Raw genomic sequence first — 11,304 nt, 5'->3', positions numbered from 1 at the left:
ATGCAGAGGTAGTGATATAATAAGAAAGATTATTTAACTAAAGGGGCAGATATATTGTGCGACAAAAACTAAGATACTTAGACTATAGCATCTTGATCCCATATCTTGTTTTGTCAACTATCGGGGTTATTATGGTCTATTCAGCAAGCTCGGACATTTTATTAGTAAATGGTTTTTCACCGAGTGTATATATGAAAAGACAGATTATATATTTCTTGGCAGCATTTATAGCCTTTGGAATTCCTTGTTTTGCTTTAAAATTAAGAGTATTCAAAAACAGAAAATTTGTTATGTCCTACTTAGGAATTTCATTTTTGATGTTAATGTTTTTAATCGTTCTTAAAATTGTTAGTCATGGAAAAGCTGCTGTTAATGGTGCTGTTGGTTGGATTAATTTAGGATTTATTAATATTCAGCCAGTGGAAGTAGCTAAATTATCTCTAGTTCTTTATTTGGCTTTTGTCTTGTCGAGACGAGATGGGAAGTTTATTCCGGGACAAATCTGGCATAATTTATTTGGGCCAACTGTAATTTCATTTTTGATGATTGGTTTGGTAATTTTAGAGCCTGACTTTGGTGGTTCAGCAATTCTATTTATGATTGTTTTTGTCATGTATAGTGTCTCAGGAATCCCCACAAGATTAGCCGTTTATTGGTTAGTAGGATTACTACTAGGAATTGTTTTATTGATGGCAATTTTATTGTTTTGGACCCCAGGATTCATCAAAGATTCCTATCAGTTTCAGCGCTTGCTCGCTTTTGCCCATCCCTTTAAGCTAGAAAAAACAGGTGGTGCACAGCTGGTAAACTCCTATTATGCAATTCATAATGGTGGTTTGTTTGGTGTTGGATTAGGTAATAGTATGCAAAAGAGAGGCTACTTACCTGAACCATATACTGATTTCATTTTATCTATTACCGCTGAAGAGTTGGGAGTAATTGGCGCTATTGTGATTATTACCTTATTATTCTTTTTAATGTGGCGCATTATGGAAGTAGGAATTCATGCCGATTCACAATTTAATGCTTTAGTTTGTTTCGGGGTTGTAACCATGATTTTTACAGAAACGTTCTTTAATGTAGGGGCAGTTTTAGGATTATTGCCAATTACTGGGGTAACCTTACCATTTATTTCTTATGGGGGATCATCAATGATTGTGCTAACTGCTGCTTTAGGTTTAGTCTTAAATATTTCAGCTGCTGAAAAGAAAGCATTAGTAGAAAGTAGGAGTGTACTTTGAGTTTGGTTTTTAAGGATGAGTCAAATGAAAAAATGACTCCCCGTACGCAGATAATTGTTTGGTTGAATCAAATTAGCGATCAGTATAAGTTGCGTAGATTTGGTAATATTATTTATTTTTCACGTAAAAATAAGTATGTGATTTTATATGTCAGTTCACAATACGCAGCTAAGACAATTGCAGAGCTCAGAAGCAAAAGTTATGTGCAGTCTGTGGAAACATCAAAAACTGATGAGCTCGATTTCTCTGCTGAACACGAGGAAAAAATGATGCGGGAACTAAAAGAAGAAGCAGAAAAATTACGAGAAGAAAACGAGGATTTACGAGTTTGAGAATTATTGCAGGAAAATATGCTAAGCGTAATTTACATACATTGAAGAGTAATGCCACTCGACCAACTAGTGATAAAGTAAAAGGGTCTTTATTTAATTCTTTGGGGCAATTTTTTGATGGCGGCCAAGTACTCGATCTATATGCCGGCAGTGGTGCCTTAGGAATTGAAGCTGTTTCTCGTGGCTATGATGAGGCTGTTTTAGTAGATATTAGTGGTCAGGCATGCCAGGTTATCAAAAAAAATGTTGAACTCACCAAGGAAGAAGAAAGATTCAGAGTCTTAAAGTGTAGTGATAATCGCGCAATTAAAATTTTGCAGGATGAGGGTAAGAAATTTGATCTTGTTTTTCTTGACCCACCTTATGCTAAACAAAAAATTGTAAAAATTATGACGAAATTGCTTGAGAATAACCTATTAAATGAGAAGGCGCTTGTTGTAGCGGAGACAGATGAACATGATGAATTACTAGAGGTTTCTGGCTTTTCAATTATTAAGGATCATCAGTTAGGACGAACAAAGGTAAAGGTTTACGAAAGAGATTAAAATGACAAAGGCGATTTTTCCCGGAAGTTTTGACCCAATAACTAATGGACATGTTGAGGTGATTGAAGGTGCATCTCATATGTTTGAAAAATTATATGTAGTAATTATGACCAATACTAGTAAAAAGTATCTTTTTAATGAAAAAGAACGTTTAGAATTGGCGAGAAAAGTTTTTGAAAACAACGAAAAAGTTGAAGTTATTGCTCGACCAGCCGAGTTAACCGTGGAAGTAGCACATGAACTTGGTGCAGGTGCAATTGTTCGTGGATTGCGAAATACAGCCGATTTTAACTACGAGCGTGATATAGCTGGAATCAACAAGACCTTAGATCCAGATTTAAATACAGTTTTATTGTTTACTCGCCCAGAAGATAGCTTTATTTCTTCTAGTATGATTAAAGAAACTGTATTTTTTGGTGGGGATGTTTCAACCTTAGTTCCAAAGCCAGTCGCAGCTGCATTGGAAGAAAAATTGAGGAATAGAAATAATGAAAAAAAATAGAAAATTAAAGTTTTGGCTGCTAGGAATAGCAGCATTTTTAATAGCAGTTGTATTTTGTCTGTGGCCAACGCAATATTATATTGAAGCTCCTGGTGAAGCTTTTCAGATTAGTAAATATGTAAAAAGTACTAGAAAGGCTAATCCTAATTTTTATTTGGTAACCGTAAGTGAACGACCAGCGATAATGATTGATTATTTGACAAGTTTTTTGAGGCCAGCAGATAGTCGCTACTCAAAGGATGAATTAATGGGAACATCAACTAGTGCAGAATATAATCAAATGCAGCAGTATTATATGGAAACTAGTCAAAATAATGCTATTTACTATGCGGCTAAGAAGGCAAATGTTCCGCATCGTCAAGAGTTCCTAGGCGTTTACGTAATGGAAATAATGAGTAATTCAACTTTTAAGAATAAATTGAAGGTAGGAGACGTATTAGTTAGCGTAAATGGTAAGAAATTCAATTCTAGTCAAGAATTAATTAAATATGTTTCTTCTTTAAAGAAGAGTAAGGTAAGAATTGAAGTTATTAGAGGAAAAAAACACCTAACTTTCTCCGGTAAAACGGTAAAACTTTCTGGAACTAACCGTTACGGAATCGGTATTCAACTTGTAGATCATACGCGGGTAGTAACAAAGCCTGCAGTAAAAATTGATGCGGAAGATATTGGTGGCCCTTCAGCTGGATTAATGTTTACGCTCGAATGTTATCAATTATTTACCGGAAAAAATCTTAGTTCTAAAAAGATAGCAGGGACTGGGACGATTGATGATCAAGGAAAAGTAGGAATGATTGGCGGCGTTGATAAGAAAGTAATAGCAGCTAGTCGACAGGGAATGAAAGTCTTCTTTGCTCCAACTGATCAACCATCGGGAGTTAAAAAGAGTGAAACGAATTATGCAGAAGCGGTAAAAACTGCTAAGAAAATTCATACTAAAATGAAGATTGTACCCGTAGCTCGATTTGAAGATGCACTAAATTATTTAGAAAAATAAGAAAAAGCAGCAAAAAATTGCTGCTTTTTTTCGTAATAAATAATGAGGTGATAAAAATGGATTTTGAAAAAATAAAAGATTTCATCTTAGGAAAGAAAGGACTAGTAATTGGAATTATTGCGATGATTTTAATTGGTGGATATTTTATTCAAAAAAATAATCAGCCGGTAGTTAATAATAATCAAGTTTTAAGTGAAAATAATAAGAACCAATCAACAGATTTTTCTAAAAATAAAAGTAATAACACTCCTTCTGCTACTGGCGTTAATAGTCCATCTAAACAAAATACTGTAACTGTAGATATTGCTGGATCTGTTAAACATAGTGGAGTTTATACCTTAAAAAATGGGGCACGCTTAAATGATTTATTAAAAGTATGTGGCGGCTTAACCGATAAGGCAGAGACAAGAGCAATAAATCGAGCAGCTCTTTTAAAAGATCAAGATCAAATTTATGTCCCCCACATTGGTGAAAAAATAGAGAATGTACCAGCAGTCGGAAATACAACAACTACTAACTCATCTGCTTCAGATTCTTCTAGTTCAAATTCTGAGCAGGTCCATTTAAATTCTGCAACAGTTGAAGATTTACAAAAATTAAATGGAGTGGGTCAGAAGAAAGCAGAACAAATTATTGCGTATCGCGATCAAAATGGAGGTTTCAAACAAATTGAAGATTTAACTAAAGTGACAGGAATTGGTGAAAAGACTTTTGAAAAGCTTAAAGATCAATTGGCTCTCTAGTTTTTATGCTCCCGGATTCTATTTATTACTTAGTTTGGGAGGTATTTCAGTTACTTTTCTAATTTTGCAAGCTACTTCTTTTGCTCAAAGAGTTGTAGCTGTAATTTTTTTGCTTTTTTTCTGCTTCTTGCTCATTTATAAATTTCCTCAGTATCGACAATTACTGGTTTTGTTTTTAGGAATAATATCTCTTATAACTTTACTTAATCAGCAAACAAGTGAAACGAAAATTGGAGAACCAATTCAAATATATAGTGATCAGGTGAAGGTGAGTGACCAATTTTTCTATGGGGAGGGAAGAATTGGAAAGAATAAAGTTTTAATTAGTGGAAGTATAAACAAGTCACTTGAAAAAGAATTAAATCGCTTTGGGGGATGTTATTTAGTAAACTACAAGGCAAAAGTAGAACAAATTATGCCAGCAACTAACCCAGGTGAATTTGACTACCAAAAGTATTATCGTAGTAAAAAAATAAGGGAGAGAGTGAAACTTGAAAGCTATGAGCTTTATCCTAAGAAAATTACTATTTTTGATTGGATCCATATTTTACGTAAGTGGCTGATCGATTATTTTGAAAAAATGCCCCAGTTTACAAGATTTTTTGCCAGTGAAATGGTTCTAGCACAAAATCTTAGTCCAGAAAATAAGGTTTTACTCAATAGTTATCGTGACTTAGGAATTATCCATTTGTTAAGTATCTCTGGGCTACACGTAAGTTTATATATTCTAGGGATCATGTGGCTTGGAACAATTATGAAAAGAACAGAAGAAGAATTAACGATTTTTTGTGTTCTTTTTTTAATAATTGAAATCTTACTTTCTAATTTTCAGGCTGGTTTTGTGCGAGCAAGTTTAAGCTACTTTTGGAATGTATTCTTTAAAAGAAAAAAGATTATGATTAGTAGCGGAGATAAATTAGGAATAGTAGCGTTAACTCATCTCCTATTTAATCCGCTATTATTTTTAAATAGTGGGGCGATTTTAAGTTATTTGTTAGTCTTTGGATTAGAAATAAGCAAAGATTTTAAAAAAATTAAACAAAATATAGTTCTCAATTTATTAATTACGCCAATTCTATTACATAATTTTTATCGGATTAATTTTCTAACTATCATTTATAATTTCTTGATTGTTCCAATTTTTAATTTTATTCTTTTGCCTTTAACCTTTATTGTGATTTTTATATTTTGGTGTTTACCAGATATTGTCAGAATAAGTGAACCAATTTTTAAAGTCATTGCGGACTTAACTAATTTTATTGCTGATAAGCAGGTGGGATTAATAACTTTTGGGCAAATAAATTGGTTTCAAACTATATTTTTATTGGCTGTGACTTTGTTTTTGATTATTATGCCTAAGAATAAAGTAAAGAAATTAAAATTAAGAGTAATTTTGCTTGGGGCATATACTAGCTTTTTCTGTTTGATTCATTTTCCACTTAAGGGGCAAGTTTCTTTTATTGACGTAGGACAGGGGGATAGCATTTTAATTACGACGCCCTTAAATAGAAAAACATACTTAATAGATACAGGTGGAAAACTAAATTTTGGTAAAAGAAAAAGTGAGCCGCAGTTAAATCGGATCACTATACCATTTTTATATGCACAGGGAATTGATCATCTTGATGGAGTCTTTTTAAGTCATCAGGATGCAGATCATATCGGTGATTTAAAAGCTTTACTGGATCAAATTCCAGTAAAGCATCTATATTTTGCTAGAGGTTTGACTGATAATCAGTCTTTTATGAAGAAAATAAGTAATCATTTAAATGATGTGCAACTGATGCCACTTCTTGCAGGGGATAAAGTTAGAGAAGGCGGGATCGACTTTGATGTGGTTTATCCTTTTAAAGCGGGCTTAGGTAAGAATGAAGATTCTTTATCTATAACTTTTAAGTTAGCAAATAAACGCTGGCTTTTTACTGGGGACTTGGGCAGAGAAGGAGAAAAAGAGATACAAAATCACTATAATTTCCAAGTTGATTACTTTAAATTAGGCCATCATGGTAGTAAAACTTCTAGCGATCCAGATTTTTTAAAGAAGTTAAATCCACGTCTAGTCTTTATTTCTTCAGGACGCAATAATCGTTTTGGGCATCCCCATCAAGAAACTTTAAAAACATTGAAAGACTTAGGTATTCCATATTTAAATACGCAAGATAGTGGTACAATTACTTGGAATTACTCACCATTTCAAGGTGATAAGATTACGACTTTTTATAAAGGAAATACAAAATGACATTAATCTCTCTTTTTAAACAGACTAATCCTAAGAATGCTAATCTTTTAATTCAAGGACCAGATTCATTTTTTAATGATTATTTGGTTCGCAACTACCTCAATCAAAAATCTTTTTCTGAACTTGATCAAGTGATTGTAGACTGCCTTGAAGATGGACTTGATGAATTAATGGCAACTTTAACCGAGTCTTCTTTATTCAGTAACCAGAAAGTTGTGGTTGTGAAGAATCCTTTCTTTTTAATGGCTAAAGTACCACAAAAGTTTAAAAAACAAGTTGAAAAATTAACTAGAATCATTGAACATTTGAGTGATTTAGAAGATGTAGTTGTTTTTGTGGCTAATTATGAAAAAATTGATCGTAGAAAAAAGATTAGTAAACTTTTGCTTGAACATGTTAATGTGGTTGAAACTACGTTTAAACCCTATGAAGTTAGTGGAATAATTAAGGCCATAAGTAAAGAAGAAGGATATCAAATTACTAATATGGCGCTTCAAATATTGATCCAAAGAAGTGACCAAGTTCTAGACGTCTCATTAAGTAACTATGTAAAATTAAAAAATATTGTTGGTGAAGATAAAAGGATCACGGAAACACTAATTAAGGAAAATATTGATCGTTCTCTTTCAGAAAATATTTTTGAAATATTAACAGCTGCTTTTGATAAAAAATATCAAGAGGCTACTCAACGTTTAGAGGATCATTTACGAGAAGGGGCAAGTGTAATTCAGCTACTAGCTATTTTTGAATCTCAACTTGAATTTTTGACTTGTGTTAAAGTTTTGCAGAATAGACGGTGGAGTAAAGATCAAATTACTAAAGAGTTAAAAGTGAATCCGTATCGAGTAAAATTAGCCCTTGAAAATAAAGTCTCATTAAGTAAATTAACAGTGTTGTTAAAGCAGGCGATTGAACTTGATTTTGGCTACAAAAACGGAACTTATCATGGGGATGAGTTTTTGAAGCTCTTTCTATTAAAAATTTAGACAACAAAAAAGCTCGGAGGAAAACTCCGAGCTTTTATTTTGCCTAATATCAGGTGTCAAGTAAATAATTACTTGTTAGCAGCCTTCTTAGATAAGCGTGACTTATCACGGTTAGCTTTGTTCTTAGAAATAAGACCTTTAGAAGCAGCCTTATCTAAAGCACGTGCAGCTTTAACTTCTAAATCGAGGACATCTTTTGCGTCATTTTCAACAGCTTCGTTGAATTTTCTTACAGCAGTTCTCAATTTACTTAATTCAGCAGCGTTGCGCTTGTTAGCAGTAGCATTAGTCTTAACACGTTTAATTGCTGATTTAATTTGTGGCATCAAAATCACCTCGATAAAATAGATTTACTCGTTAATTATACTTAATACAAGCCGTTGGTGCAAGGTAATTTGGACTTGCTTTTTTAAAAACTTCCATGTAATATTAATATCTGTTGGAACCATTGACGCTGTTTTCCCGCCGCCGACGGTTAACGTTGTTAATGGCAATTATTTAAAAGAGAGGTATTTTTCTAATGGCTATTTCAAAAGAAAAGAAAGATGAATTAATCAAAGAATACGCACGTCACGATGGCGATACTGGTTCTCCAGAAGTTCAAATTGCACTTTTAACTAGTGATATCAACAACTTGAACGACCACTTAAAGGCTAACAAGCAAGACCACCACTCATACGTTGGTTTGCTTAAGAAGATTGGTCACCGTCGTAACTTACTTCGTTACTTGAAGAACAAAGATATTCAACGTTACCGTGAATTAATCAACAAGTTAGGTTTACGTCGTTAATTTTAATAATTCATAAACCTCAGCTACTCTTTATCTTAAAGAGTAGCTTTTTTGTTCCTTTCAAATTCATACTATTATATGGTAAAATTAATTAGATTAACTTCGTTTTGATCATTAAGATCCATAAATAATTTAAGTAAATATAGAAAGAAGCAAAAAAATGTCACAAAAAATTAAGATAATGATCTTGGGTGGCGCACGTGAAAATGGTAAAAACATGTACGCTGTTCAAGTAGAAGACGAAATTTTTATTATGGATGCGGGTTTGAAGTATCCTGATTCATCTTTATTAGGAATTGACGTTGTTATTCCTGACCTACAATTTTTCCAAGATTATGCCGATAAAATTGCCGGTATCTTTTTAACTCATGGTCATGCTGACTCAATCGGGGCTCTTCCATATATTTTAAGAGATCACGATATTCCAGTTTTTGGTTCAAAATTAACTATTGAATTGGCTAAGATTGCTGTTCAACGTGAAAATAGACGTCGTAAAAATGACTTATTCCATGTTATTGACGCTGATACAGAAATTGAATTTAAAAATGCAAATGTCTCTTTCTTCAAGACTACGCACTCAATTCCAGATTCTTTAGGAATTGATATTTCCACTAAAGAAGGAGAGATTGTCTACACTGGTGACTTTAAGTTTGATCCATCAGCTAAAAAAGGTTATCGAACTGATTTTGTTCGTTTATCTGAAATTGCCCAAAAGGGCGTCCTCGCACTTCTTAGTGACTCCACTAATGCTGAAGCAAACTTCCCAAATGATCGTCAGACTAGTATTGAAAAATACATTTACAATATTTTTGAGAATTATGATGGTCGAATCATTGCTGCAGCAAAAGCATCAAATATCGTCCGTGTTCAAGAGATTTTCCAAGCAGCGGCTGCCACTGGAAGACATGTTTTCTTGACAGGTAGAGATGCTGGTAAGATTGTCTATACAGCAATGAAATTAGGTTACTTAAACGTACCTAAAGGATTACTTGTTCACAGTAAGGACTTAAAGAAGATTCCTGACAATGAATTAGTAATCTTAGAAACTGGTCGGATGGGTGAACCACTTAAGTCGCTTCAAAAGATGGCAACTAACCGTCACCGTATGATTAAGATTAAGAAGGGTGATTTAGTTTTCATCGCTACCACTCCTTCACACTCAGTTGAAACTATGGTTGCCCAAACTAGTGATATGATTTATCGTACTGGCGGAACAGTTAAAGAACTCGGTAGAGATAAGCATACAAGTGGACATGCCACTGGCCGTGACTTACAAATGTTAATTGATACACTTAAGCCTAAGTTCTTAATTCCAGTTATTGGTGAATACCGTCTTCTTGAGATCCATAAAGATTTAGCTATTGAAGCAGGTATGAATAAGAAGGATATTTTCTTACCACATAACGGGGATGCATATGCTTTAGAAAAGGGTCGTTTCTATCGTACAGATGCTGTTCCTGGTGAAGATATCATGATTGACGGTTCTGGTGTCGGTGATGTTGGAAACATCGTTTTAAGAGACCGGGAAGTTCTATCTGATGACGGTGTCTTCATTGCTGCAGTTACTATTGACAGAAAGAAAAAGAAGATCATCTCAGAACCACGTGTTTCAACTAGAGGATTTGTATACATTAAGGCTAACCATGCCTTGATGAATGGCGCTGCTGATGTAATTAAAGAAGCAGTAAACAATAACTTTGAACATAAGAAATTTGATTGGACTGAATTAAAGCAAGATGTTCGTAATGATGTTGAAAAATATCTTTACAAGCAAACAGGGCGTCGTCCAGTTGTTTTACCAGTCGTAATGGAAGTTAACCAAAATAGACACCGTGCAATGGCTAGACGAAACAATCAAGAAAATAATTCTGAGAAACGTCCAGTTAGAAAAAATCATCATAAAAAAGATTCAGAACAAAAGAAGGCAAAAGCTTAATGTCACATGCAAGTCAAGATAACTTTCTTCTTTTAGCAAAAGAGGCTAAAAAGCACAATGATTTACCGCAAGCTAAGCAATATTTACTTGAAGCTTTACGGTTAGGTCATGATTCAGATATTGTTTGTGAGCTATGTGAAATATATTTAAGCCAAGAGAAGGGAGATCAGGCATATTCTTTGATTAAGGAAGAGCCTGACCTTTTTTCTAATCAAAGAGTATATGATACTTATCTTAAAATTTTAGCTTTTCAACATTATGCAATTGAAGCGGCTGAGCTTGAGTATTTACTGCAAAAAAAGCTACCAGTAAAAATTGAACCGGTTAGTCAAATTAAGCAGTTAGAAATAATGAAAAATTTTAAACAGCTTAAATATATTCAAGAAAAAGATTATTTACTTTTATATTGCTTAAGTACAGAAAACTTTACTAATTTGGCAAAAAGTATTTTAATGGATCCATCTCCTAATTTTGCTTTGCGTTTATCCTTATGTGAAGATTTAATAAAACTTGGATACAGCGAAAAAGTTCAAGTTTACATTTTAGGAGAATTAAAAGAATTTATTCCTAAAGAAACTGACTTGCTTGAAAAAAGTCCAATTTATCGTGAAGTTTGTGTTAGCTTAGCGGATTACTTTAGACAGGATCCAAGCAAACTGCCAATAATGATTGGTGAGATGAATGTTTGTTTAGGGATGCTATATCCGCGTTTAAATGATTATATTAGAGATCCGGATCAATTTGCTCATGATTTTAGAAATTATCTTGAGCAAAAGAAGGGCGGAGCTAATCAGAAACTTTTAAATAAAATATATGAATATTTGGCATATGAAAAAGCAACAAATTCTGATTTTTAGTGCCGATATTGAGCAAAAAAGGTTTACATTTTCTGTGGATCTAGTATAATCAATAAAGGATATTTTCAAAGGGGTACGAGCTAGGCTTTTACCTTTGAAAGTAGTATAATAATCAACAGAGAATTATCCGTTACTT

The 11,304-nt window shown here is 33.4% G+C and carries 12 protein-coding genes; 11 read left to right on the top strand and 1 reads right to left on the bottom strand.

The genetic code is table 11. From position 1 onward, the window contains the following. Positions 1-56 precede the first annotated feature (56 nt). Genes GTO82_RS05895 through holA form a run of 8 tightly spaced genes read left to right on the top strand, consistent with a single transcriptional unit; the run spans position 57 to position 7,585 of the window. The gene (locus tag GTO82_RS05895) at positions 57-1,241 is read left to right on the top strand and encodes an FtsW/RodA/SpoVE family cell cycle protein (protein WP_180872867.1); all 1,185 of its coding nucleotides are present in this window, start codon (positions 57-59) and stop codon (positions 1,239-1,241) included. After that, entirely contained in the window at positions 1,238-1,573 is a 336-nt protein-coding gene (locus GTO82_RS05890; protein ID WP_012846343.1) for a YlbG family protein, read from the top strand. The genes GTO82_RS05895 and GTO82_RS05890 overlap by 4 nt, the downstream gene beginning before the upstream one ends. Continuing rightward, entirely contained in the window at positions 1,570-2,118 is a 549-nt protein-coding gene (gene rsmD, locus GTO82_RS05885) for a 16S rRNA (guanine(966)-N(2))-methyltransferase RsmD (RefSeq protein ID WP_180872866.1), read from the top strand. The genes GTO82_RS05890 and rsmD overlap by 4 nt, the downstream gene beginning before the upstream one ends. Before the next feature lies 1 nt (position 2,119). After that, entirely contained in the window at positions 2,120-2,620 is a 501-nt protein-coding gene (gene coaD / locus GTO82_RS05880) for a pantetheine-phosphate adenylyltransferase (protein WP_087285282.1), read from the top strand. Further along, on the top strand, positions 2,607-3,617 hold the full coding sequence (locus tag GTO82_RS05875) for a SepM family pheromone-processing serine protease (RefSeq protein ID WP_180872865.1): 1,011 nt from the start codon (positions 2,607-2,609) through the stop codon (positions 3,615-3,617). The genes coaD and GTO82_RS05875 overlap by 14 nt, the downstream gene beginning before the upstream one ends. 56 nt (positions 3,618-3,673) lie before the next feature. Beyond that, on the top strand, positions 3,674-4,360 hold the full coding sequence (locus GTO82_RS05870) for a helix-hairpin-helix domain-containing protein (RefSeq protein WP_180872864.1): 687 nt from the start codon (positions 3,674-3,676) through the stop codon (positions 4,358-4,360). After that, on the top strand, positions 4,317-6,599 hold the full coding sequence (locus tag GTO82_RS05865) for a DNA internalization-related competence protein ComEC/Rec2 (protein ID WP_180872863.1): 2,283 nt from the start codon (positions 4,317-4,319) through the stop codon (positions 6,597-6,599). The genes GTO82_RS05870 and GTO82_RS05865 overlap by 44 nt, the downstream gene beginning before the upstream one ends. Beyond that, a complete protein-coding gene (holA, locus tag GTO82_RS05860; protein ID WP_180872862.1) occupies positions 6,596-7,585 on the top strand; it encodes a DNA polymerase III subunit delta in 990 nt (329 codons plus the stop codon). The genes GTO82_RS05865 and holA overlap by 4 nt, the downstream gene beginning before the upstream one ends. Positions 7,586-7,653: 68 nt before the next feature. Here the strand turns inward: holA and rpsT are convergent, their stop codons facing one another. Beyond that, positions 7,654-7,911 carry a 30S ribosomal protein S20 gene (rpsT, locus tag GTO82_RS05855; RefSeq protein WP_011161866.1) on the bottom strand — a complete coding sequence of 86 codons (258 nt, stop codon included), beginning with the start codon at positions 7,909-7,911 and terminating at the stop codon, positions 7,654-7,656. A gap of 194 nt (positions 7,912-8,105) precedes the next feature. Between rpsT and rpsO the strand changes: the two genes are divergently transcribed. The 3 genes from rpsO (at position 8,106) to GTO82_RS05840 (ending at position 11,168) form a co-directional block, all read left to right on the top strand. Then, a complete protein-coding gene (gene rpsO, locus GTO82_RS05850; protein ID WP_004894315.1) occupies positions 8,106-8,375 on the top strand; it encodes a 30S ribosomal protein S15 in 270 nt (89 codons plus the stop codon). Positions 8,376-8,535: 160 nt separating this feature from the next. After that, positions 8,536-10,311 carry a ribonuclease J gene (locus tag GTO82_RS05845; RefSeq protein ID WP_180872861.1) on the top strand — a complete coding sequence of 592 codons (1,776 nt, stop codon included), beginning with the start codon at positions 8,536-8,538 and terminating at the stop codon, positions 10,309-10,311. Further along, positions 10,311-11,168, top strand: a complete 858-nt coding sequence (locus GTO82_RS05840; RefSeq protein WP_012846334.1) for a hypothetical protein — start codon at positions 10,311-10,313, stop codon at positions 11,166-11,168. The genes GTO82_RS05845 and GTO82_RS05840 overlap by 1 nt, the downstream gene beginning before the upstream one ends. Positions 11,169-11,304 lie beyond the last annotated feature (136 nt).

The sequence above is a fragment of the Lactobacillus johnsonii genome, from assembly GCF_013487865.1.
In the GTDB taxonomy this organism is placed as follows: domain Bacteria; phylum Bacillota; class Bacilli; order Lactobacillales; family Lactobacillaceae; genus Lactobacillus; species Lactobacillus johnsonii_A.
The sequence above is the reverse complement of the archived record's forward strand: the minus strand, read 5'-3'. Positions and strand labels throughout refer to the sequence as shown.

What these genes read in the sequence shown, in the direction of transcription:
- coaD (WP_087285282.1), top strand. Translation starts at nt 2,120, where the DNA reads ATGACAAAGGCGATTTTTCCCGGAAGTTTTGACCCAATAACTAATGGA.
- GTO82_RS05875 (WP_180872865.1), top strand. Translation starts at nt 2,607, where the DNA reads ATGAAAAAAAATAGAAAATTAAAGTTTTGGCTGCTAGGAATAGCAGCA.
- GTO82_RS05870 (WP_180872864.1), top strand. Translation starts at nt 3,674, where the DNA reads ATGGATTTTGAAAAAATAAAAGATTTCATCTTAGGAAAGAAAGGACTA.
- holA (WP_180872862.1), top strand. Translation starts at nt 6,596, where the DNA reads ATGACATTAATCTCTCTTTTTAAACAGACTAATCCTAAGAATGCTAAT.
- rpsT (WP_011161866.1), bottom strand. Translation starts at nt 7,911, where the DNA reads ATGCCACAAATTAAATCAGCAATTAAACGTGTTAAGACTAATGCTACT.
- rpsO (WP_004894315.1), top strand. Translation starts at nt 8,106, where the DNA reads ATGGCTATTTCAAAAGAAAAGAAAGATGAATTAATCAAAGAATACGCA.
- GTO82_RS05845 (WP_180872861.1), top strand. Translation starts at nt 8,536, where the DNA reads ATGTCACAAAAAATTAAGATAATGATCTTGGGTGGCGCACGTGAAAAT.
- GTO82_RS05840 (WP_012846334.1), top strand. Translation starts at nt 10,311, where the DNA reads ATGTCACATGCAAGTCAAGATAACTTTCTTCTTTTAGCAAAAGAGGCT.